Source organism: Mesorhizobium sp. M0077 (assembly GCF_040322955.1).
Lineage (GTDB): Bacteria > Pseudomonadota > Alphaproteobacteria > Rhizobiales > Rhizobiaceae > Mesorhizobium.
This window is the reverse complement of the sequence record NZ_JAMYUL010000005.1, coordinates 248,181-271,269: the sequence shown is the minus strand read 5'-3', so window position 1 is coordinate 271,269 and position 23,089 is coordinate 248,181. Positions and strand designations below refer to the sequence as shown.

General features: G+C 64.6%; 23 protein-coding genes. 8 read left to right on the top strand and 15 right to left on the bottom strand.

Going from position 1 to position 23,089, the window contains the following annotated elements:
- Positions 1-20 precede the first annotated feature (20 nt).
- From NKJ57_RS13415 to NKJ57_RS13400, 4 genes are all read left to right on the top strand, one after another.
- On the top strand, positions 21-818 hold the full coding sequence (locus tag NKJ57_RS13415) for a DUF2259 domain-containing protein (RefSeq protein WP_352511061.1): 798 nt from the start codon (positions 21-23) through the stop codon (positions 816-818).
- Positions 819-1,362: 544 nt separating this feature from the next.
- Positions 1,363-1,650, top strand: coding sequence for a PqqD family protein (locus NKJ57_RS13410; protein WP_352511060.1), 288 nt, complete (start codon positions 1,363-1,365; stop codon positions 1,648-1,650).
- Complete coding sequence (locus NKJ57_RS13405) at positions 1,650-2,084, top strand: lasso peptide biosynthesis B2 protein (RefSeq protein ID WP_023745211.1); 435 nt, start codon at positions 1,650-1,652, stop codon at positions 2,082-2,084. The genes NKJ57_RS13410 and NKJ57_RS13405 overlap by 1 nt, the downstream gene beginning before the upstream one ends.
- On the top strand, positions 2,081-3,076 hold the full coding sequence (locus NKJ57_RS13400; RefSeq protein WP_352511059.1) for a serine kinase: 996 nt from the start codon (positions 2,081-2,083) through the stop codon (positions 3,074-3,076). Before NKJ57_RS13405 ends, NKJ57_RS13400 begins: the two co-directional genes overlap by 4 nt.
- A gap of 8 nt (positions 3,077-3,084) precedes the next feature.
- Here NKJ57_RS13400 and NKJ57_RS13395 read toward each other — a convergent pair whose 3' ends face one another.
- The 15 genes from NKJ57_RS13395 to NKJ57_RS13325 form a co-directional block, all read right to left on the bottom strand.
- Entirely contained in the window at positions 3,085-4,110 is a 1,026-nt protein-coding gene (locus NKJ57_RS13395; RefSeq protein ID WP_352511134.1) for a nucleotidyltransferase family protein, read from the bottom strand.
- Between the two features lie 131 nt (positions 4,111-4,241).
- Complete coding sequence (gene dhaK / locus NKJ57_RS13390; protein ID WP_352511057.1) at positions 4,242-5,228, bottom strand: dihydroxyacetone kinase subunit DhaK; 987 nt, start codon at positions 5,226-5,228, stop codon at positions 4,242-4,244.
- 20 nt (positions 5,229-5,248) lie between these two features.
- Positions 5,249-5,674, bottom strand: a complete 426-nt coding sequence (locus NKJ57_RS13385) for a hypothetical protein (RefSeq protein WP_023668784.1) — start codon at positions 5,672-5,674, stop codon at positions 5,249-5,251.
- Positions 5,675-5,684: 10 nt separating this feature from the next.
- Entirely contained in the window at positions 5,685-7,271 is a 1,587-nt protein-coding gene (gene ptsP, locus NKJ57_RS13380) for a phosphoenolpyruvate--protein phosphotransferase (protein WP_352511056.1), read from the bottom strand.
- Positions 7,255-7,557, bottom strand: a complete 303-nt coding sequence (locus tag NKJ57_RS13375; RefSeq protein ID WP_352511054.1) for an HPr family phosphocarrier protein — start codon at positions 7,555-7,557, stop codon at positions 7,255-7,257. The genes ptsP and NKJ57_RS13375 overlap by 17 nt, the downstream gene beginning before the upstream one ends.
- A 21-nt stretch (positions 7,558-7,578) precedes the next feature.
- Positions 7,579-7,968: a dihydroxyacetone kinase phosphoryl donor subunit DhaM gene (dhaM, locus tag NKJ57_RS13370; protein WP_352511052.1), complete on the bottom strand. Its 390-nt coding sequence runs from the start codon at positions 7,966-7,968 to the stop codon at positions 7,579-7,581.
- Positions 7,965-8,567 (bottom strand): dihydroxyacetone kinase subunit DhaL, encoded by a 603-nt coding sequence (dhaL, locus tag NKJ57_RS13365; RefSeq protein WP_352511049.1) that lies wholly within the window; start codon positions 8,565-8,567, stop codon positions 7,965-7,967. Before dhaL ends, dhaM begins: the two co-directional genes overlap by 4 nt.
- A gap of 70 nt (positions 8,568-8,637) precedes the next feature.
- A complete protein-coding gene (locus NKJ57_RS13360; RefSeq protein WP_352511047.1) occupies positions 8,638-10,281 on the bottom strand; it encodes a dihydroxyacetone kinase subunit DhaK in 1,644 nt (547 codons plus the stop codon).
- A 64-nt stretch (positions 10,282-10,345) separates the two neighbouring features.
- Positions 10,346-11,359 carry an ABC transporter ATP-binding protein gene (locus NKJ57_RS13355; RefSeq protein ID WP_352511045.1) on the bottom strand — a complete coding sequence of 338 codons (1,014 nt, stop codon included), beginning with the start codon at positions 11,357-11,359 and terminating at the stop codon, positions 10,346-10,348.
- Positions 11,352-12,464, bottom strand: coding sequence for an ABC transporter ATP-binding protein (locus NKJ57_RS13350; protein WP_023707800.1), 1,113 nt, complete (start codon positions 12,462-12,464; stop codon positions 11,352-11,354). Before NKJ57_RS13350 ends, NKJ57_RS13355 begins: the two co-directional genes overlap by 8 nt.
- Positions 12,465-12,466: 2 nt before the next feature.
- Positions 12,467-12,670: a hypothetical protein gene (locus tag NKJ57_RS13345; protein ID WP_023668776.1), complete on the bottom strand. Its 204-nt coding sequence runs from the start codon at positions 12,668-12,670 to the stop codon at positions 12,467-12,469.
- Between the two features lie 214 nt (positions 12,671-12,884).
- Positions 12,885-13,835 carry a carbohydrate ABC transporter permease gene (locus NKJ57_RS13340; protein ID WP_023694180.1) on the bottom strand — a complete coding sequence of 317 codons (951 nt, stop codon included), beginning with the start codon at positions 13,833-13,835 and terminating at the stop codon, positions 12,885-12,887.
- Positions 13,832-14,779, bottom strand: coding sequence for a carbohydrate ABC transporter permease (locus tag NKJ57_RS13335; RefSeq protein WP_031198535.1), 948 nt, complete (start codon positions 14,777-14,779; stop codon positions 13,832-13,834). Before NKJ57_RS13335 ends, NKJ57_RS13340 begins: the two co-directional genes overlap by 4 nt.
- A 229-nt stretch (positions 14,780-15,008) precedes the next feature.
- Entirely contained in the window at positions 15,009-16,340 is a 1,332-nt protein-coding gene (locus NKJ57_RS13330) for an ABC transporter substrate-binding protein (protein ID WP_352511043.1), read from the bottom strand.
- Positions 16,341-16,594: 254 nt separating this feature from the next.
- Complete coding sequence (locus tag NKJ57_RS13325) at positions 16,595-17,293, bottom strand: PIG-L deacetylase family protein (RefSeq protein WP_023696984.1); 699 nt, start codon at positions 17,291-17,293, stop codon at positions 16,595-16,597.
- A gap of 26 nt (positions 17,294-17,319) precedes the next feature.
- On the opposite strand from NKJ57_RS13325, the gene NKJ57_RS13320 reads away from it, so the two are divergent.
- The 4 genes from NKJ57_RS13320 to NKJ57_RS13305 all read left to right on the top strand — a co-directional run bounded on the left by NKJ57_RS13320 (position 17,320) and on the right by NKJ57_RS13305 (position 22,722).
- A complete protein-coding gene (locus NKJ57_RS13320; protein ID WP_023694178.1) occupies positions 17,320-18,210 on the top strand; it encodes a DMT family transporter in 891 nt (296 codons plus the stop codon).
- A 41-nt stretch (positions 18,211-18,251) separates the two neighbouring features.
- A complete protein-coding gene (gene hrpB, locus NKJ57_RS13315; protein WP_352511041.1) occupies positions 18,252-20,714 on the top strand; it encodes an ATP-dependent helicase HrpB in 2,463 nt (820 codons plus the stop codon).
- A gap of 32 nt (positions 20,715-20,746) precedes the next feature.
- Positions 20,747-22,072: an ActS/PrrB/RegB family redox-sensitive histidine kinase gene (locus tag NKJ57_RS13310; RefSeq protein ID WP_023703121.1), complete on the top strand. Its 1,326-nt coding sequence runs from the start codon at positions 20,747-20,749 to the stop codon at positions 22,070-22,072.
- Between the two features lie 86 nt (positions 22,073-22,158).
- Complete coding sequence (locus NKJ57_RS13305) at positions 22,159-22,722, top strand: ActR/PrrA/RegA family redox response regulator transcription factor (protein ID WP_023672848.1); 564 nt, start codon at positions 22,159-22,161, stop codon at positions 22,720-22,722.
- Positions 22,723-23,089: the final 367 nt, after the last annotated feature.

The following is a 23,089-nucleotide window of genomic DNA, read 5'->3' as shown; positions in this document are numbered from 1 at the left end:
CCGTTGGAGCAGCGCTGCTGTTGACGATCGTTTCCGCCGCCCAGGCCGGCGATGCCGCCGCGCGGCGCATCATCGGCTTTTCCCCCGACGGCAAATATTTCGCCTTCGAGCAATATGGCGAGCTCGACGCTGCCGTTTCCGGCTGGTCGCAGATCGACATCATCGACACAAGCACAGACGAGTTCGTCGGCGGCAAGCCGATCCTTGTCCTCGACGAATCGGAAGAGGCGACCACGACGGTGGAGCAGGCACGGGCGCAGGCCGCAAAGCAGGCCGCGCCAATCCTGGCCAAATACGGCATCGCCGAGCGCGGCACGCGCACGGCCTCCGACAGGTTCACCTTCCCGGACGACACGGTCGAGTACAACGACATTTCCCGCCTCGAGCAGGCCGCGCAGAAATGGCTGTCGCCGTTCTATGGCGAAACACAGATTTCGACCATCCAGCTCGATGAGATTTTGGCCGACAGCAAGACGGACTGCTCGGCAAGCTTCGATGACGCCAAGCCAAGCGACCAGGCTCTTCCGAGCGACAAGACACTTCAGGGCGAAAAGAAACTTCAAGGCGCCAAGACGGGCAAGGCGCGCGGCTTCCGCCTGTCGCTGCAGGGGCAGGACGGCAAGCCGTTCAAGGTGCTGCACGAGGACAAGGCCGTGCCGGGCTCGCGCAACTGCCCGACTTCCTACAGCCTGTCGGAATCCTACGAATACACCCCGCCCGGCAGGCCGGCGATACTGGCCGTGCTGGTGCAGCGCTTCAGCCAGGGCTTCGAAGGACGCGACCGCCGCTTCATCGCCGTAACCGGCCATGCACGCTAAGCCGCGGCCCGTCTTGTGGCAGGCAGAAAAAGCTCATGCGCCCGGAGAAAGCAGGGCGTTCGTGTCGGATATCAGTCTTAAAGCGGCAAGGCCGCCAGCATCAGCCCGACGCCACCCGCAATCAATATGGCGGCTGCCAACGCTTTTCGATGACGTTCGAACGCGGTCGGCGCCCGCTCCCAATTGTAACGCATACCCAATGCTCTCCCAAAACCCCGCGACTGCATAGCTTACTTTAGGTAAGAAAAGCAAGACCTTGACCCTGCGAGATAGCCGGCTTGACGGTTTGCGGCGGTGATTACCAGCTGCAATCACCGACGATTTCTGGGGTGCTTCCCTGTTTTAAGACCCTGAATAATGTGGAAGTTACCACAGCTCAGGATTGGATGTCTCCGCCGTCTTCGGTTGCGTGTGTCGTGAGGATTTTGGCGTTGCCGGATTGCCACAGAACGGTCGGGCCTGCCTGTTCTCCCTCTCGCCCGCGCAATGGACAGACCCGCATCGCCGCGCTATCTGCTCTCCAGGAAAATGGTGGAGGGGCTCCATGGCCCAAATCGGATCTGAAATGGTTCTGCGGCTGGCGGACGACGCCTCGGTCCAGCATGTCGGCGATGGCGCCGTCGTGCTCTTGGCGCGCAGCGGCCAGCTTTACACCTGCAACGGCACCACCGAAGCCTTTCTCGACAAGGTGGACGGCGCCCGCAGCCTCGACCAGATCGTCGTCCTGTTGTCCGACGAGTTCGAGGTCGACAAGGGCACGCTCGACCAGGACATGGCGGCGCTGGCCGCCGAACTGGTGAGCGAAGGCATTCTCGCCGACCCGGCTCTCTGATGGTGGACGGCGTTCTCCTGCGCGCTTTGTTTCGTGTCCATTTATGGGCAAGCGCGCGGCTGATGCCGATCCTGGTCGGCCGCCGCAGCTTCGAATCGGTGTTGAAATGGGCGCCGCTCAGCGCACCCACCCCTTATCGCGGCCTGTCGTCAGCCTACATCGTCGCTGCCGTCAACCGCACCGTCCGGCACCCTTGGCTGATGCGCGACCGCAGATGCCTGCGCGAGGGCCTACTCGCCCACCGCTTCCTGCGCTTTGCCGGCTTCGATCCGGATCTGCGCTTCGGCGTCGATCCGAAGTCGATGCAGGCGCCGCGCATGTCTGCCCATTGCTGGGTCTGTCTCGATGGCCGCCCGGTGGTCTCGGACAGCCTCCCCGGCATGGTGCAGATCTATCGCCATCACGCCGATGCCGGAAAGGCGCACGCTGCTTGACCGGTCCGGCGACCACCTTCTGCTACGATCTCCAGGGCCAGGTCATCAGCATATCGGCCTCGCGGGCCGATCTCTGGCCGAGCTTCGACCTCTTGCTCGGCACGTTGCGCGTGAGCGGGCCGGTCGAGCCCGATTTCCGCGTCGACATCGTCGAGACGCGAGAGTTACAGGAGTCGCCTGCCGGAAAACTCGCTTTCGACGGCGAGGTACCGGAGGACGGCCATTGCCGGCTTATCGACGGTGGTGGCACCGTTCACCTGGTCTTTCCCGGCCTGCAGACCGTCTCGATCAATGCCGATGGAGGCTGGGCCGAGATACGAGTCCATCCCGATGCCAAGGTCAAATGGACGGTGCTGATGATGGTGCTGGATGCAGCACTTGATGCCGGCGACCAGCACATGCTGCACACCGCCGGCCTGACATTGCCCGGCCGCGAGGCGCTCGTGCTGATCCATGCGCCGAGTGGCACCGGCAAGTCGACGACGTCGCTGGCGCTGGCGTCGCAAGGTTTCGGCCTGTGCTCGGATGACGCCATGATCCTCAAGGTTTTGGCCGGTGGCGGCATCACGGCCTGGGGCTTGCCGCGCAAGGTGAAGGTCCACCGCCACACGGCGGCAATGCTGCCCTTCGTGGCCCCTTGCCTCGGCGACAAATGGGACGCTAATGGCGAGCAGGCCGTCTCGCTGGAACGTCTCGCCGAGATCATCCGCATCGAGGAGACTGTCGGCAGACCGGTTGCGGCACTGCTTCATCTCGCCCGCTCGGCGGGCGCGCAAACCCGGCTCGTCCCCATGACCAGGACAGACGCCATGGTGGCGCTTGCCACCGACAATGTCAGGACCGGCATGACCGGCCTTTTGCCGGCGCAGAGGCGCCGCATGGCGACCATCGCAACGCTGGTCAAAGCCGTCCCGACCTTTACCCTGGAAGTTGGCGCGAACCCGGCCGAGGCGGCCCCGCTGATCCGCTCGGCGCTGGCGGCGCGGGACTAAAGCACACTTCAGGCAGAATGCGGCTTTGGCCTGGCGAGGCGCTGGATCCAGCGGAAGGCGTCGCGGCGCAGGCGCGAATGCATCTTGTCCCTGGAATTGACGCCGAGCAGCGTATCGCCGGTGATCAGCCATTTGGCCAAAAATATCGAGAGGTCGGGCTTTATGCGGTCGGCCAGTTCGATCGCGCGCCGTGCATCAAACAGCTGCCCCGTCACATTGAGAACCGTCGCCAGTTCGAGCTCGATGCCGCTGATGCGCGCCGCCTCGAAAAGCCGGTCTTCATCCGCGGGCGACCGCAGCGCGCGCACGCCCTGCAGCACATCGACGCAAAGCTGCAGCCGGTGGAACTTGTGCCCGCCGGCGGCGTGGACAATGGCGATGGTCAGCAGCGCGGCCGGCGTGTCGGCCTCGCTGCCGTCGATGATCTGCAATTCGCGAAAGCCCAGCGACAGCCGCCGCCGCATGCCGGAATCATGCACCAGGTTGCCGTGCAGTTCGATCAGCAGGCTGGTATTCTCCTTCTCCAGCCACTTGAACTCCTGCAGATCCTGCGACTGCGTCTCCTCGCTCCAGAGTTCAAAGCCGCATCCGGCAATCACCGTGTTGGCTTCAATGATGCTGGCCGGCTCGACCAGAATGTCGATGTCGGTGAAAGGCCGGTCGGCGGCGTGGCGGTAGAGTTTGCGGGTGAAGACAGGCCCCTTGACGATGCGCGCCGGCACGCTGGCGGCGGCAAGCGCCTTCATGATGCGGTCGCCATGATATTGCAGCAGCATCGATTGGCCGGTCGCCAGCGTCGAGCGATCACGCAGTTCCGACAGCTTTTGCCGCAAGGCTGCGTCCGCAGGCAGTTGGGCGTCGCCGATCTCGCTGAGCTTGCGCAGCATGATCGGCAGCACGCCGTGGAACTCGGCATTGGCGAGCAGTGCCAGCAAGCTTTCGGCAGCAACGTCACGGCCAATGGCAACCGTCGCCTCCGGGTCGGCGAAGGTCAGCAGCAGTTTTTCATCGGCAGGCGCAAGAGATGGCAGCATCAAACCCGGATTGCGTTCGCCCACATCAGCAATTCCCGTCCGGAATTGCGTCAAACAACCAACTCAGAGGAGCGTATGTTGCAGAAAAGCATGCATGAAGCCAGCGTGTGATGGCAGAACCAGCCTCTCCGCTACAGTCCCCAGCGCAGCGCGACGGTGTGCACCGGCGCGTCCCACATTGACGTTGCCTCGTCATCCAGCATGGTCAGCGTGATCGAGCAGCCGGCCATGTCGAGCGATGTCACGTAGGACCCGACCAGCGAGCGGGTCACCGTCACGCCCTGTTTTTCGAAGATGTTTCGGGCGCTGTTGTACATCAGATAGAGCTCCATCAGCGGCGTGCCGCCAAAGCCGTTGATGAACAACAGTGCCGGGCCTTTCGCCCTGTCGCCGAGATCGCCCAGGATCGCGGCGCAAATCTCTTCGGCGATCGCATCGGCGCTTTTCAACGTGTCGCGACGCCGGCCGGGCTCGCCATGAATGCCGACGCCGAATTCCATCTCGCCATCACCAATCTCGAAGGTCGGCCTGCCCGCCGCCGGCACCGTGCAACTGGTCAGCGCCACGCCCATCGAACGCGTCGCGCTGTTGATGCGACCGCCGAGCGCCTTGAGATCCGCCAGCGCCATGCCTTGCTCGGCGGCGGCGCCGACGATCTTCTCCACCACCAGCGTGCCGGCGACGCCGCGCCGGCCGGTGGTAAAGGACGAATTCTCGACGGCGACGTCATCATTGATCACCACCTGCAGGACGCCGTCGGCCATTTCGCCGGCCATGTCGAAATTCATCACGTCGCCTTCATAGTTCTTGACGATGAACAGGCAGCCGGCGCCGGTATCGACGGCGGCGGCCGCCGCCAGTATCTGGTCCGGCGTTGGCGAGGTGAAGACCTGGCCGGGGCAGGCGGCGTCCAGCATGCCGTGACCGACAAAGCCGGCATGCAACGGCTCGTGGCCGGAACCGCCGCCCGAGATCAGCGCCACCTTCCCCGGCTTCAGTGCCCTGCGGCGGATGAATTTGTGCTCGTCGCCCAGCACCAGAATGTCGCCGTGGGCGGACACGAAGCCGTCGAGGCTTTCGGTCAGCACCGTGTCGACGGAATTGATGAATTTCTTCATGTGTCCTCCCGACACGTCGATCAGCCGCCACTCCTGCCGGTGATGCTGGTGATCTTCTGGATGAATTCGTTGATCGCCTTGTCGAGCGCTGCATTCTGCTTGTCGTCGCCGAAATCGGGCACGATCAGCGAGACATGCCGGGTCTTGCGCATGCCTGCCGCAACCGACATCTTGCCGGGATGCGCCAGATGATAGGCAGCCAGAAACTGATCGCGCTCGGCCGGACTGAAATGGCAGACCGAAAAAATAGCCGGCAGATGTTTTGACGGGATCGGGGTCGAATAGGCCGCGCTGGAAATCTGGGTGACGAAGCTGCGGTGCTTGCCAAGCGCGTCGGCAAGGCGTTGTCGCATACCCGACGGTCGCTGGTCGATGACCTGCGACAGGATCGTCTTGTAGGCGCGGATCGCCTCTTCGGAGCCGGCTTCTGGTGTCTTGTCGGCCATCTCAGTCATCCTAGACCGATGCATCCGAGATGGCCGCCTTGGCCATGGCGAGTTGGGCGGGAGCCACCGAGAGATCCCGCAGGCCGGCCTCGAGCAGTGCCGGGATCGATGCCGGATCGCCGCCGGCATCGCCGCACAGGCTGACTGGGATTTTCGCGCGCAGGCCAAAAGCGGCAACCGAGCCGATCAGCCGCAACACGGCGGGATGGCGGACAGAATTAAGATGCGCCACGGCTGCGTTATCGCGGGCAGCCGCCATTACATATTGGGTCAGATCGTTCGAACCGATCGAGAAGAAGGCGACATCGGCGAACGCCTCCGGCGCGATCGCCACCGAAGGCACCTCGACCATGATGCCGAGCGGCGGCATTTTTTGCGCGATGCCGCGCGCGGCAAGCCCGGCCTGCTCCTCCACGAACAGAGCGGCGGCGCGTTGGTATTCCTCCGGGACGGCGATCATCGGAAACATCACCTTCAGATTGCCGTGCACCGCCGCGCGCAGCAGCGCCCGGATCTGTACGCGAAACACCTCCGGCCTTGCCAGCGACAGCCTGATGCCACGCAGCCCGAGGAACGGGTTGCTCTCCTCGACGGTGAAGCCCGGCACCGGCTTGTCGCCGCCGGCGTCGACGGTACGGATGGTTACCGGCTTGTCGCCTGCCCATTCCAGCACCTTGCGATAGGCCTGGTATTGCGTCTCCTCGTCCGGCGGCGCCTTGCCGAACAGGAATTCGGTGCGCATCAGCCCGACCCCGTCGCAGGTCGAAATGTCGATGCCGTCGACCTCGGACGGATCGGCGATGTTGACCTGCACGCGCACTGTCGTCCCGGCCCGGGTTACCGCCGGTTTCGCGAGATAGACTCCGGCCTTATCTCGATGTGCCACAAACGAGGACGAGGACCGGTGGAACGCTTCGATCTCGGTCGTGGTCGGCGAAAGCACGATACCGCCATGCTCCGCATCGAGCAGAGCCAGACCGACGGGATTAGCCGGCGAAGCGCCAAGCCCCACCACCATCGGCACGCCGCGCGAGCGCGCCAGCATGGCGACGTGGCTGGCGGCGCTGCCGGCCCTCAGCGCGATGCCGCCGCCGGTGCTCCAGTCGGTCTCGAGAAAGCGCGTCGGCGCGATGTCCTCGCCATAGAGAATGGCGCCCGCTGGTGGAGCGCTCTCCTGCTCCTCGGTAAGGGCGCGCAGCACGCGGTCGCGGATATCGCTGATATCGGCGGCGCGAGCCCGGAAATAGTCCTGGTCTGACGTTTCGTAGCCGGAGATCTCGGCGTCCAGCGCCTGCCGCCAGGCCATGTCAGCCGGCATGCCCGACGAAATCGCGGCAAAAGCCGGGCCGGCCAGGGCATCGTCCTCAAGCATGGCGAGCTGGAATTCGAGAATGCCGGCGGCCTCCTCATCGGCGGTTTCAATCAGGGTCGCGAGCCGGTCAGCCGAACTGGCGATAGCTGCTTCCAATGCGGCCTTCTCGTCCGCGGCGCTCGCCTTGCCCGTGTAGTGCGCGGTGCCGTTGTCGAGGTTGAACAACGGCCCCTCGGCATAGCCGGCCGAGGCCGAAATACCCTGCAGCCTAAGCGGTTCGGGCATGGCCCGCATCCTCGTCGAAACCGCGTCGCACCAGCTCGGCCAGCGCGCCGACCGCCTCGCCGGCGCCCTCGCCTGTGGCCCGGATGTGCAGCATGGTGCCTTTCGGCGCCCTGGCCGCCATCACCTTGACGATGCTCTTGGCGTCGAACCATGGGCCGTTGGCAGCAAGCGCAATCTCCACCTCGGCGGCGAAGCTCTTGGCAAGCTTGGTGAACTTCACCGATGGGCGCGCATGCAGACCCACCTCGTGGGTGATCAGGACGGTCGCTTCGGCAAAGGCGGACATCAGGTCAAAATTCCCGTTCACTCACGACGGCGACAATTCATGCGCCGTCGCCACCACTTCCTTGAGCGAGGCGCCGCCGGACGCCTCTGTCGCGGCCATCACCGCGCCTTCGACGATCGGCGCGTTGCAGACGATAATCCTGAGCGCCCGCGGCTCGCCGATCATTTCCACCGCCATTTCCGAATTGGTCTCGGCGCCGCCGAGATCGACCAGTATGGCGACGCCCGCCTCCGACCACGCCTTGTCGATGGCGCCTATGATCGCTTCGACGCTGGTGCCGAGCCCGCCATGGCCGTTTCCGCCGCACCACGCAAGCGGCACTTCGTCGCCCACCATCTGCCGCACCATGTCGGCCGTGCCTTCGGCAACCAGCGGGGAATGCGAGACGATGACGATGCCGACATTGCTCATGCTTGGCCCTCGACGGTTTCGGCGACGGTCCGCACCAGCAGCGCCACAGAGCGTCCGCCGGCATCCATATGACCGATTGAGCGGTCGCCGAGGAATGAGGCGCGACCGCGTGTTGCCTTCATCGGCACGGTCGCCTCGGCAGCCACGTCGGCGATATCTGCAATTTCCATGGCCGTCTTTCCTTCGACCAACGCGTCATGCACAGGTTGCAGCACATCGAGCATGGTCTTTTGACCGACCTGGGATTTGCCTCTGGCGGCCACAGCTTCGATTGCCTTGCCGAAAGCAGCCGCCAGATTGGCACGATCCGGCTCTCCCGAAATCTCGTTGCCGAGCGCCAGGAACAATGTACCGAAGAGCGGCCCGGATGCACCGCCAACTGTCATCACCAGCTTGGTGCCGATCGCCTTCAGCGCCTCGGGCAGCGGCTTGGCCGAAAACGCCTCGGCATCGGCACGCAAGGCCTCAAATCCCCGCTTCATGTTCAGCCCGTGGTCGCCGTCGCCGATGGCCTGGTCGAGCGCGGTCAACTCTTCCGAGTGAGCGGCAATCGTGTCCGCGGCGGCGGTGATCAGCCTGGCAAGGTCGAACGCTGCCATGTCCAGATTCCCGGTTTCGGTCCTGCCGGCAGTATCGAAAGAATTCTCATTCGACAACTGAAGCATGCCATCAGGCCGTTGCATGCAGCGCCGCGGCGGCCGCGAACACTTCGGCCACGGCATGGGCGCCAGGGTCGGTCACGCCCTGCAATTTGGTGCCGACATAGGCGGAGCGTCCGGCTTTCGCCTTCTCCATGGCCGCGGTCGCCTCGGCGCCGTGCCTCGCCGCGGTCGCCGCGGCATCCAGCCCCTTGGCGTCGAGCGCCTTCAGCGCCGGCTCCAAGGCATCGACCATGGTGCGGTCGCCGACCTTGGCCCCACCGTAAAAAGTCATGCGGTCAAGCCCGGCAAGCAGCGCCTTGGACAGGGTTGCTCCGCCGTTCGAAGCCTGAGCCGCCGCCGTGAAGAAGATCGACAGCAAAGCGCCTGAGGAGCCGCCCATTGCGACGCCCAGACTATCGCCTATAGCCGCAAGCGTGGCGGCAGGGTCGGCCAGCGGCAGCGCATCGAGCTTCTCCAGCACGCTGCGCGCGCCGGTCGCAACCGTCGAACCGGTATCGCCATCGCCCGCCTTGGCGTCGAGCCCGTTCAGTGTCTCTTCGAGCGCGATCAGCCGTTCGCAGACCGTGATGATCAAACGCTTGGTGCCGGAATCCTGGCTGGCCCTTTGGGCTGCGCTGTTTCCAGCCGCTTTCGCCATAGGCACGATAGCCGGCGCGACGACGGTTTTGGCAGGCATCCAGGCATGTGGGCCGACAGGTGCCAGCAAGGCTGCCTCGCGCGCCGCATCGAGCTTGATTACCGACAGCGAAAAACCGTTCATGTTGAGCGCCGTCATCAGCGGTCCGGGGCCGATCGCAAGCTTCACGGTCTTGGCCAGCGGCGAGGCCAGCACGGCATTGGCGACCAGCGACATTTCGAGCGGCGGCACCGAGCCGAGATTGTTGATGAGCAACGCGTGGCTGGCGTTCGGGTCGAGCCGCACCGCCAGCCGCTCCGCCATGATCGCCACAAGTCTGTCGGCGCTCTGCACGGCGATGCGCTCGACGCCCGGCTCGCCATGGATGCCGAGGCCGAGTTCGCCGTCATTTTCGCCGAACCGCTCTTCATGTGGCTGGCCGGGGATCGAGCAGGACGACAGCGACATGCCGAGCGAGATGATGTCCTTCGTCGCCGCGCGAGCGGCTATAGCAACGGCTGCCAAGTCCTGACCGGTCTCCGACAAATGGCCGGCGATCTTGTGCACGAACAAGGTGCCGGCGACGCCGCGCGGCTGGTTGATACCCGGCAGGGCGATGTCGTCGGCAACGATCGCCATCTCGACGCGAAACCCCTCGGCGCGCGCCTTCTCGGCCGCCAGGCCGAAATTGAGCCGGTCGCCGGTGTAGTTCTTGACGACCAGCAGGCAGCCGGCGGGGCCGGTCACCGCGCGGATCGCGGCCAGCACCGCCTCGACGCTGGGCGAGGCGAAGATCTCGCCCGAAACCGCCGCCGTCAGCATGCCCTTGCCGACAAAGCCGGCATGGGACGGTTCGTGTCCGGCGCCGCCACCGGAGACGACGGCAACTTTCGCCTTGTCCCAGTCGGCGCGCAGCACGACCTTGATCTCGGGGTAACCGTCGAGGCGCGCGAGATCGCCGGAACCGATAGTCCGCAACAGCCCGTCCAGCGCCTCGGTGACGATCGTTTCCCTGCGGTTGAAAAAGTGCTTCATCGAATTCGTCCTGTATTCGTCAATCAGAAGCCGGTGCCGTGCCCTTGGCGAGACACCGAAAACCTCACATCAGTCTTTGTCCGTCGGCGCCGAAATAAAGTGGCGAGCGGTAGCGGATCACCACTTTGTCGCCCTCGGCCAGATCCGTATCGGGGTCGGTGAGCGTCACCAGTTTCTTCGGGCCGACCGTAACATGCAGATGGTTCTGGTCCCCGAGATGTTCGACCCAGTCGACGACGCCGTCGGCATGGCCGTTTGCGGTCTTCTCGATCGACAGATGCTCGGTGCGCGCGCCGATGGTCTTGGTTCCGGTCGGCGCCCCACCATCAGGCAGCAGTCCCGCTGGCAGCAGATTGATCGCCGGCTGGCCGAGCCGTGCGGCGACATGAAGGTTTGCCGGCTCGGAATAGATGGTGCGCGGCGTGCCGATCTGCACCAGCACGCCATTGTTGAGGATGCCGATGCGGTCCGCCATGGTCATCGCCTCGATCTGGTCGTGCGTGACATAGAGCATGGTGGCGCCGAGCTCGGCTTGGATGCGCTTGAGTTCGAGCCTGAGATCGGCGCGCAATTTGGCGTCGAGCGACGACAGCGGTTCGTCCATCAGATAGATCGACGGCTTGCGCACCAGCGCGCGCCCAATGGCGACGCGCTGCATTTCGCCACCCGAAAGCTTGGTCGAGCGGTTGGCGAGCTTGTGGTGGATGCGCACCATCTTTGCCACCTCTTCGACGCGGCGGCGAATCTGGTCCTCCGGTACTTTCCGCGCCGGCGAGCGCAGCGGGAAGGCGAGGTTGTCGTAGACCGACAGATGCGGGTAGAGCGAATATTGCTGGAAGACGAAAGCGGTGTCGCGCTCGGCCGGCGACAGCGTCGTCGCATCGTGGCCGCCAATATCGATCCTGCCGCCATCCGGCCGCTCCAGTCCGGCGATCAATCTCAGCGTCGTCGTCTTGCCGGCGCCGGTCGGGCCGAGCAGCACGACGAATTCGCCATCGGCGATGTTAAGGTCGAGGCCATTGACGGCGACATGGTCGCCGAAGCTTTTGGTCACGCCCTTGATGTGCACGTCAGCCATGCTGCGCTCTCCCTTGAGAGGCGGTATCGTGGATCGCGGTGCGCACCGCCCGACCCGAGCCCTTGTCGAACAGCGACAGCCGCGCGCTGTTCAACGTTAGCCCGACATGATCGCCGGCAGCGAGCCGGATTTCGGCCGGCACCCGCGCCTTGATGATGCCGTCCGCCGTCTCCACCGCCACGATCTGCGTCGTGCCGAGATATTCGGTGCCGTAGATGGTGCCGCGCAGTTTCGACGCATCGTCGAAACGGATGTGCTCGGGACGGATGCCGAGCGCCATGTCGGCGGGCGCAATTTCCTCGCGCACTTCCGGCACCGCCACCTTGGCGCCCTGGACGACGATTTCCTTCGCCCCCTTCGCCAGCCCGCCACCGAAGCCCAGGAAATTCATCGGCGGCGAGCCGATGAAGTCGGCGACGAACATGGTTGCCGGGCGGTCGTAGATTTCGCGCGGGCTGCCGAACTGTTCGATGACGCCATGGTTCATGACGGCGATCTTGTCGGCCATCGACATCGCTTCCATCTGGTCGTGCGTGACATAGACGGTGGTGGCGTGGATGCGGTTGTGCAGCTCGCGCAGCTCATGCACCATCAGATCGCGGAATTCGGTGTCGAGCGTGCCGAGCGGCTCGTCCATCAGGAAGCATTTTGGCCGTCGCACGATGGCGCGACCGAGCGCCACGCGCTGGCGGTCACCGCCGGCAAGGCCCGAGACCGATTTGTTGAGCAGATGGTCGATGCGCAGCAGCTTCGCCGTTTCCTCGACACGGCTTCGAATCTCGGCCGAGGGCATGCCTTGCGCGAGAAGCGGGAAGCCGATGTTCTTGCGCACGTTCATATGCGGATAGAGCGCGAACAGCTGGAAGACGAAGGCGATGTCGCGTTCGCGCGCCCGGCGCATGGTGACGTCCTCGCCGCCGAGCAGGATCTGGCCGCCGGTCGGCAATTCGAGGCCGGCGACCATGCGCAGCGTCGTCGTCTTGCCGCAGCCCGAGGGACCAAGCATGACGAAGAACTCACCATCTTCGACGACGAAGCTGGAATCCTGCACCGCGACGAAATCGCCGAAGGCCTTTCTCAAATGTTGGACGCGGATTTCGGCCATGATTATTCCGGGAACTTCGAGACGATGATGAACATCACCGTGCCGGCGAGCATGGTGATGAAGGAGTAGGTGTAGAGCGCCAGCGCGAAGGGCTGGAACAGCATCAGGAATCCAATGGCGATCAGCGTCGTGGCGATGTTTTCCATCAGGCCGCGCCGGGCCCAGCGAGGCCAGGATGACTTTTTGGAGATGGCTGGGCGCGTCATGCGTAGCTGCCTTCCTTCTGCCCGGCAACGGGGCGAGACGGTTGCCAGGTGGTTCCCCCACTCCGTCGCTGCTTCGCAGCGCCACCTCTCCCCCCTCCGGAGGGAGAGGAAGGCAGCCTGCCTGAATGAAGTTCGCGTCCTTCCTCTACCCCGTCGATCGGGGGAGAGGTGTCGAGCGACGCTCGACGGAGTGGGGGTCGACTTGACACACCAATCATTTGCGTACCGCGCCGAAGGTGATGCCGCGCAGCAATTGTTTGCGAAGCAGGATGGTGAAGACCAGGATCGGCACCAGGAAGATCGTCGTGCCGGCCGCCACCGCCGGCCAGTCCTGGCCGCCTTCGCCGATGATAGTCGGGATGAAGGGCGGTGCGGTTTGCGCCGTGCCGGAGGTGAGCAGTGCCGCGAAGGCATATTCGTTCCAGGCGAAGATCAGGCAGAAGATGGCGGTCGCGGCGATGCCGGTGGTGGCTTGCGGCAGCACGGTGCGCCAGAAGGCCTGCAGCCTGGTGTAGCCGTCGATCATCGCCGCTTCCTCATACTCGCGCGGGATCTCGTCGATGAAGCCTTTCAGCAGCCACACCGCCAGCGACACGTTTACCGCCGTGTAGAGCAGGATCATGCCCAGCGCGGTGTCGGACAGGCCGAGCTCGCGGTACATCAGGTAGATGGGAATCGCGACCGCGATCGGCGGCATGAAGCGCGTCGACAGGATGAAGAACAGAAGGTCGTCGGCCAGCGGCACCTTGAAGCGCGAGAAACCGTAGGCCGAGAGCGTGCCGAGGAAGACCGCGCAGAAGGTCGAGCCGAAGGCGATTATCAGCGAATTGACGAAGCGCGGCAGGAAATTGGACGGGCCGGCAATCACCATGTTGCGCTTGCGCGAGGTCTCGTCGCAGAAACCGGTCGCGGGTCCGAGCGAGTTGATGTAGTCGGGCGTTTGCCTGGTGCGCGTCGTGAACAGGTTGCAATAGCCCTCGATGCTCGGCTGGAACAGAATCTTGGGCGGATAGGCGATCGAATCCGGCGGCGTCTTGAAGCTGGTGGCGAAGATCCACAGCAGCGGCACGATCGAGATCAGCGCGTAGAGCACGATGATCGTGCCGGCGATCCGCTTCGAATTGGCCGAGGGGGCGACGACGGAGTGGGCGGTGGTCAGGCTCATCTCTGCTTCACCTTGTTCAGCGCCTTGACGTAGATGTTGGCCAGCCCAAACACCGCGACGAACAGGATGATGGCGAAGGCCGAGGAATATCCGGTGCGCCAGCTCTCGAAGGCCTGCCGCTTCAGCGTGATCGAGGCGACCTCGGTGGTCGAGCCCGGCCCGCCACCGGTCAGCAGGTTGACCATGTCGAACATCTTGAAGTTCTCGATGCCGCGAAACAGGACCGCCAGCATGATGAAGGGCAGCGCCATGGGCAGCGTGATCGACCAGAACTGCCGCCAGTTGGACGCGCGGTCGACCTCGGCGGCTTCATAGATGTATTCGGGGATGGAGCGCAGGCCGGCGAGACAGATCAGCATGACATAGGGCGTCCACATCCAGGTGTCGACGATGATGATCGACCACGGCGCCAGCGACACGTTGGACAGCATCTGGATGTCGGTCGGTGGTATCCGGGTGACGAACGAGATGGCGTAGGCGAACAGGCCGATCTGCGGCTCGTAGAGGAAACGCCAGAAATTGCCGACCACCGCCGGCGACAGCATCATCGGCACCAGGATGATGGTCGTCCAGAAGGCGTGGCCGCGAAACTTCCTGTCGATCAGCCATGCCAGCGTGAAACCGATCAGCGTCTGCAGCAGGATCGTCCAGAACACGAAATGCGCCGTCGTCTGCATGGCGATCCAGATGTCCTGGTCGCCGAGGATGCGCTGGTAGTTGGCGAAGCCGAGGTTTTTCACCACCTCGTTCGGGCGGTTCGCGCGGAAGTTGGTGAAGGACAGGTAGATCGCCCAGAACAGCGGGAAGATGTTGATGGCCAAGAGCAACAGGATCGTCGGCGAGATGAACAGCCAGGCGAGGCCCTTGTCGCTGATCCCCCGGACCTTGCGGGCCAACGGCTCCGGGGTCGCCCGGGCAACGTTCTCCGCAGTCCGATTGAGCATGGTGAGTCCTGCTTCGGTCACGTCAAGTCTCGACACTGGAATTTATCTGAACTGCGTCCCGTGCCAAGGGCAGCACGGGACCAAGAGCATGATGCCGAAAAGTGTGAAGCGGTTTTCGGACGACATCATGCTCTCTCTCTTTTTAGCCCTGAGGCGGATGATTTCTGATCGATTCGGCCTGAAAATCATCCGCCTCTGGGGTCAGGCTCGGGAGGAGCCGTTGGTCCGGTTACATCTTGCCGTCGTCCTGGAACACTTGCGTCCAGTCCTTGACCAGGCCGTCAAGCGCGTCCTTGGCCGAACCCTGGCCGGCAACGACATAGTCGTGGAAGCGCTTCTGCGACGCCTGCAGCAGCGGTGCGTAGCTCGGCTCGGCCCAGAAGTCCTTCACGATCGCCATCGAGTCGAGGAAGGTCTGCGCATAAGGCTGGCTGGACGGGAAGGCCGGGTCCTTGACAACCGCGTTCAGGCAGGAATAGCCGCCGAGCGACCACCATTTGGCCTGCACATCCTTGTTGGCGAACCACTTGATGAATTTCAGCGCCGATTCCTGCTTGTCTGAATAGGACACCACCGAAATGCCCTGGCCGCCAAGCTGCGCAAACTGGGCGCCACCGGGACCCTTCGGATTGACGAAGTAGCCGATCTTGTCGCCGCCGACATTCTCGTCCTTCTGCAGGCCGGGCCAGGTGAAGGCGAAGTTCATGTGCATGGCCACCTGACCGGATTTGAAGGCGTCGACGCCTTCGCCCATATAGCTGTTCGAGGCACCCGGAGGCGTGCAGCAATCGTAGAGCGACTTGTAGAACTCCAGGCCTTTGACCGCGTCTGGCGAATTGACGAAGCCTTCCATCTCGTAGGGCTTCTTGGGGTTTTCATACTGGAAGCCGTAGCTGTAGAGCACGTCCATGGCGCCCATGGTGATGCCTTCCGAGCCACGCTCGGTGTAGATCGAAGCGCCATAGACGGTCTTGCCGTCGATCTCGCGCTTCTGGAAGAATTCGGCGACCTGCTTCAGCTGGTCGAAGGTGGTCGGTGGGCCGAGGTCCCAACCATACTTTTCCTTGAATTCCTTCTGCAGTTCCGGCTTGGAGAACCAGTCCTTGCGGTAGGTCCAGCCGACGACGTCGCCCATGGCCGGCAGCGCCCAGTAGTTCGGCGTGTTCTTCGGCCATTCGGAATAGCCGACGACGGTTGCCGGCACGAAGTCGTCCATGCTGATCTTCTCCTTGTCGAAGAAGTCGTTCAGCTTGACGTAGTGGCCGTTCTCGGCCGAGCCGCCGATCCACTGGCTGTCGCCGATGATCAGGTCGCAAAGTTTGCCGTGCGAGTTGAGCTCGTTGAGGAAGCGGTCGGCATAGTTGGTCCACGGCACGAATTCGAATTTCATGCCGATGCCGGTTTCCTTGGTAAAGTCCTTGGACAGTTCGACCAGCGCGTTTGCCGGATCCCAGGCGGCCCAGCAAAGCGTCAGGTCTTCAGCGTGCGCCGCGTTCGAGACGGCTGTCGACGCGGTAATCGCCGAGGCCAGCCCCAACGCCAGTTTCAAGCTCGATTTCATGCCTTCCTCCCATTTGCGAAACGCGCCCGGATGGCCGTTTCAAGAACCCCTCAACCCTCGCTCCTCCGAGGGGCTAAACACGGCGCGCTATGCGTCGCCAGGGCGGCGCGGTGCGCCGCAGATGTTTAGTAATTTGTTTAGTGATGCAATTTTTACTAAACAAGGCAAGCGAATTCGTCGCTGCGCCGCAACATGGCGAAACGGCGATTGAAATCGTTGGGAAATGATTGCCGGACGGCTCGCCCGGAAGTTGCTTAGCCGGGGTCGCCTATAATTTTCGTCTGCGGCGTCACCGGCCGAACAGGGGGCGCGGGCGGCAGCAGCGCGCGGATGTCGGCGAAGGGAAATGTCGGCTCGAATCGGAAGGCCTCGGCCAGGGAGCCGGGAATGCTGTTGCATTGCCCGGCGCGAAACTCATTCTGGACGCGCGCTCTGTCGACATATTGCTCCGGCCACTGCGACTGGTGCGCTCGGATCGCCTGCGTCTTGATATCGCCGTAGGCGGAAATGTCGACGTAATGCGTCGGCGCAAAGCCGGTGCCGCCCATCGTGTCGGCATGCAGCACGGGGACGCCGAACGAGGCCGCGATGCGCACGCCGTCCGACAAAGCACGATGGTCGGCGTGATAGTCGTTGGGGGCATGCGTGATAACCAGATCCGCCGCGGTCTCGCGTATCAGCGCTTTCAGCGAAGCGATCAGTGCCGCATCAGCCACCAGTTCGCCGTCGGGAAAGTCGAGAAAGCGAAGGGTTGCGCCGAGCAGCGCCGCAGCGGCCGCCGCCTCGTCGCGGCGGACACGAGCCAAAACGCTCGGGTCGCCCATGCCGCCCCTGGCGCCATCCGTGGCCACGGCAAAAGTCAGTTCTGCGCCTTGCGTGGCATAGGCAGCCAGCGTACCGAACATGAATATCTCGATGTCGTCGGGATGCGCGCCGAGCGCCAATACCTTCACTGCACTCTCCCCGGAAATGGAAAAACGTGACGAACGGAATCCTGCTCGCCCTCATCGCCTATGCAAGCTATTCGTGCAGCGATGCCGTTATCAAGAGCCTTGGCGGACAGTTCACCGTCTTCGAGATCGGCTTCTTCATCACGCTGTTTGCCGGCTGCTTCCTGTTTTTCAGCCGCCCAGTCGATGAGCGCTGGCGCGACTTCTGGCGCACCGGGCGGCCATGGGCGGTGCAGGCCCGCGCCTGGGCCGGCATCGCCTCGGGCGTGCTCAGCGTCTACGCCTTCACCACCATTCCGCTGGCCGAGACCTATGCACTGATCTTCCTGGCGCCGCTTTGCGTTACCATTCTCTCGACCGTCATCCTGAAAGAAAAGGTCGGTCCATGGCGCTGGCTAGCGGTGGTTGCCGGCTTTGCAGGTGTCATGCTGGTGGTAAGGCCAGGTTTTCGCGAGTTGCATCTCGGACACCTTGCCGCCTTCACGGTGGCCTTCCTTGCCGCGGCCAGCGTCATCCTGATGCGGTCGCTCGCCCAGCAGGAAAAGCGCACCACCATGCTCGGCGTGCTCATCGGTTACGGGCTGCTGTTCAACGGGGCCGGCACCATCGCCACATCGTTCACCCTCCCCAACGCCATGCAGCTGCTGTGGCTGGTGCTGGGCGGCGCCTTTACCGCCGGCGGCCAATTGCTGCAGCTGCTGGCCGCCAAATACGCACCGGCCAACCGCATCGCGCCGACGCATTATTCGCAGATCGTCTGGGCGGTGATCCTCGGCGCGTTGTTCTTCCAGGAGTATCCGGACTGGATATCGCTGGTCGGCTTGGCCGTCGTTGGCGCGTCTGGCCTGCTCACCATGGTGCGCGAGGAGGTCCGGCTGGGCACGGTGCGCTGGAACCCGTTTGCGCGCACGAGGCTTTGATCCGGTTGCATGGCCATAGTGACCGCTGATATGCGGACGCAATGACGACGAGATCCTTGCCGGAGCTTCCGGTATCCGCCGTGCTGCCGGCCCTGAGCGAGGCGCTCGGCTCCGGCAACAGCGCCGTCCTGGTGGCGCCGCCCGGCGCCGGCAAGACGACGCTGGTGCCGCTGGCGCTGCTCGATGCGCCCTGGCTGGTCGCCGGCAAGATCGTCCTGCTCGAACCGCGCCGCCTCGCCGCCCGCGCCGCCGCCCGCCGCATGGCCGAATTGCTTGATGAAGAGCCCGGCGCCACTGTCGGCTATGCCATGCGCATGGAAAACCGCACATCGGCCCGGACAAAAATCCTGGTCGTCACCGAAGGCGTCCTGGCGCGCATGATCCTAGACGATCCCGAGCTGCCCGGCGTCTCGGCGGTGATTTTCGACGAATTCCACGAGCGCTCGCTCGACGGCGATTTCGGCCTGGCGCTGGCGCTCGACGTGCAGGGCGCGCTGCGGCCGGATTTGCGGCTGCTGGTGATGTCGGCAACGCTCGATGGCGCGCGCGTCGCGAAACTCCTGTCCGGCGCGCCAGTGATCGAAAGTCAAGGCCGCGCCTTTCCCGTCGACATCCGTTACGACGAACGGCCGGCCGGCGTTCCCGTCGAAGACACCATGGCCAAGGCTATCCGCTCCACCCTTGCCGAGGAGAGCGGCAGCGTGCTCGCCTTCCTGCCGGGACAGCGCGAGATCGAGCGCACCGCCGAGCGGCTGCAGGGCCGGCTCGGCGCCGACACCGACATCGTGCCGCTCTACGGCCAGCTCGACAACAGGGCGCAGGATGCCGCCATCAAACCGGCGCCGCCCGGCCGCCGCAAGGTGGTGCTGGCGACGTCGATCGCCGAGACCTCGATCACCATCGACGGCGTGCGCGTCGTCATCGATTCCGGCCTGTCGCGGCTGCCACGATACGAACCGGCGAGCGGCCTGACGCGGCTGGAGACGGTGCGTGTCTCCAGGGCGTCCGCCGACCAGCGCGCCGGCCGCGCCGGGCGTACACAGCCAGGCGTCGCCATCCGCCTGTGGCGGGCCGAGCAGACGGCGGCCCTTCCCGCCTTCACCCCACCCGAGATTCTGGAAGCCGACCTGTCCGGCCTACTGCTCGATTGCGCCGCCTTCGGCGTCGCCGATCCCGCAAGCCTGTCCTTCCTCGATCCGCCGCCCATTCCCGCGCTCAACGAGGCGCGGGCCCTGCTCCTGGCGCTGCACGCCATCGATGCGGCTGGCCGGCTGACGGAGGCGGGCGGCGAGATGCGCAAGCTGGCCCTGCCCGTGCGGCTCGCACACATGGTCGCTGAAGCCGCTGGCGGCGGCCACGCGCTCGAGGCTGCGATGCTAGCCGTCCTGCTCACCGAGCGTGGTCTCGGCGGTGACGGCGCCGACCTCGAACGGCGGCTGATGCGCTTTCGCACTGAGAAATCGCCACGCGCCGTTGCGGCAAGGCAACTGGCTGAGCGGCTGGCGAAACAGGCGGGCGGCGGCAAAGGCGAAGCGCCGGCAGGCGCCGGCGTTCTCCTCATTCACGCCTGGCCGGACCGTGTCGCAAAAGCGCGCGGTGAGCGCGGCCGTTTTGTGCTGGCCAATGGCTCCGGTGCAATGGTCGACGCCGCCGATCCGCTGGCCGGCGAGACCTGGCTGGTCGTCGCCGATCTGCAAGGCAAGGCGCAAAACGCTCGTATAACCGCCGCGGCCGCGGTCCACGAGACCGACATCCGTGCCGCTCTCGCCGACAGGATCGAGACGCGCCGCGAGACAAGCTTCGACCGCGAGCGGCGCGCGGTGCGCGTGCGCGAGACCGCCAGGCTCGGCGCCATCACTTTGTCGGAGCGCATGCTGCCCGCACCAACTGGAACAGACGCCGACCGCGCCATCCTGGATGCCTTGCGCGAGCACGGCCTGTCGCTGCTGGAATGGGGCAAGGACGGCGAGACGCTGCGCCAGCGCCTAGGCTGGCTGCATCGCGGCCTCGGCGCGCCCTGGCCCGATGTTTCGGAAGCCGCCCTGCTCGAACGCCTCGACGACTGGCTGCTGCCGTTCCTGTCGGGCAAGGCGTCCTTCGCCGCCATCGACCCCGGCACGCTGTCGTCGGGCCTGATGGCGCTGGTGCCGCATGATTTGCAGCGCAAGATCGGCACACTGGCGCCGACCCATTTCGACGCGCCGTCCGGCAGCCATGCGCCGATCCGCTATGACGGCGAATGGCCGGTGCTGGCCATCCGCGTGCAGGAACTGTTCGGCCTTGACCGCCATCCGGCAATCGCCAACGGCACCGTGCCGCTGACGCTCGAGCTGTTGTCGCCGGCGCACCGGCCAATCCAGACGACGCGCGACCTGCCCGGCTTCTGGCGCGGCTCCTGGGCCGATGTGCGCACCGACATGCGCGGCCGCTATCCCCGCCATGTCTGGCCGGAAAATCCGCTGCTCGCTGCGGCCACCGCCCGCGCCAAACCGCGAGGGACCTAGCGCTCGTCCTTTCCCGGCTATAATCCTTGGCCATGATCAACATCGTGCACGCGCCAGACTTCCAGCAAAGCCAGCGGCTGCGCCTCAACACGCTGATCCGGCTGCGCTGGCTGGCCATCGTGGGCCAGAGCCTGGCGGTGCTGGTCGTCGCCTATGGGCTCAAATTCCCGCTGCCGGTCAGCCTCTGCTTCGCGCTGGTCGCCTGCTCGGCCTGGCTTAACCTGGTGCTGACCTTCCGCTATCCGGCAGCGCACCGGCTGACCCCGTTCTCAGCCTTTTTCATCCTGACCTTCGACAGCCTGCAGCTTGCCGGCCTGCTCTATTTGACCGGCGGCCTCACCAACCCGTTCTCGGTGCTGATGACCGTGCCCGTCGTCATCTCGGCGGCGTCGCTGCCGCTCCGGCTGACTGCGGTGCTCGGCGCGCTGGTCATGGCGGCGGCCACGTTGCTGGTCTTCTTCCACCAGCCGCTGCCATGGTATGAGGGCGCGCCGCTGCCCATGCCGTTCATCTATGTCGCCGGCATATGGATGGCGGTGTTTTCCTCGATCGCCTTCACCGCCATCTATGCCTTCCGCGTCGCCGAGGAAGCCCGCCTGCTCGCCAATGCGCTTGCCGCCACCGAACTGGTGTTGCAGCGCGAGCAGCATCTGTCGGCTCTGGATGGGCTTGCCGCCGCCGCCGCGCACGAACTCGGCACGCCGCTCGCCACCATCGCCCTTGTCTCCAAGGAAATGGAGAAGGCGCTGGGCAACGATCTTAAATATGGTGAGGATGTGAAGCTGTTGCGGTCGCAGAGCGAGCGCTGCCGCGAGATCCTGAAGCGGCTGACCAGCCTGTCCTCCGAGGGCGAGGCGCATCTGTCGCGTCTGCCGCTGACCTCGCTGGTCGAGGAGGTGACGGCGCCGCACCGCGATTTCGGCATCTCGATCAAGCTTCGGCCGGGCGAGCGCGTCGGCCCCGAACCGGTGGGACGACGCAACCCCGGGGTCATCTACGGCCTCGGCAATCTGGTCGAGAACGCCGTCGACTTCGCCCGCAACAGTGTGACGGTGCGATGGAGCTGGGACGAACTCGACGTCACCTTCTCGATCATCGATGACGGGCCGGGCTTTCCCCCCGAAATCATCGATCGCATCGGCGAGCCCTATATGTCGACACGCCAGGGCAACGAGGCCGGCGGTGGCCTTGGACTCGGGCTCTTCATTGCCAAGACCTTGCTCGAACGCTCCGGCGCCACGCTCGATTTCCGCAATTCGAGCGGGCTGGGCGAGGGCGCCATCGTGCAGATATCGTGGCCCCGCACCGTCTTCCTCAACCCGGAATCGGTGGGGATCTCGATGTTCGACACCGCGTAAAAGCCTTGGCGGAGGCGGCAAAATTGGACAATGGCGTTCAGGAACTGTATCTGCGTAAAATTAAGGCAGCAGGATTTTTTGAGATAATGACTGGCGAAGAAGCAATTGGCGCAATGGTCGAAGGCGAGGACACCTCGCTGCTCATCGTCGACGACGACAAGCCGTTCCTGACGCGGCTGGCCCGCGCCATGGAAACCAGGGGTTTCGTGGTCGAGACGGCCGAGAGCGTCGAGGAGGCAGTGGCCAAGGCGCGCGCCCACCCGCCGGCCTATGCGGTGGTCGACATGCGGCTCGGCGACGGCAACGGCCTCGACGTCGTCGCCGCCATCCGCGAGAAGCGCGACGATGCCCGCACCGTCATCCTCACCGGCTACGGCAACATCGCCACCGCGGTGACCGCGGTGAAGCTCGGCGCCATCGACTATCTGTCGAAGCCGGCTGACGCCGACGACGTGTTTGCAGCGCTCACCCGCACCGCCGGCGAACGCGCCGCACCGCCGGAAAACCCGATGTCGGCCGACCGGGTGCGCTGGGAACACATCCAGCGCGTCTACGAAATGTGCGACCGCAACGTGTCGGAAACCGCGCGCCGGCTCAACATGCATCGCCGCACGCTGCAGCGGATACTCGCCAAGCGCGCACCACGCTGAGGTTCACGCGCCGGCGGCGCCGGCCGCCAATTGCCGAACCTCAGCGCTGCCCCTCACCTGCCTGCCGGCATCCTCTCCCCGTATAGAGACGGGGGAGAGGGGCGCTCTCATCGCCGGTTTCGCCAATCGCCGGCGTTGCAGGAGACGACGGCGAGGCTGTAGCTGCCTCTTTCTCCCCGTCGCTATGCGGGGAGTTGAGGAATGGTCCGCGAAGCGGACGAAAAGCCAACTGCTTGGCTTTTCGAATGACGAACGTCCGGCAGGACAATGAGGGGCGGCGCCAACGCTGGAAACAGTTGCGCTTGCCGTGCCATCGACCTTTGCCCATCATCGGCAATAACGCCGCCGGAAAACCCGGCAACGGAGC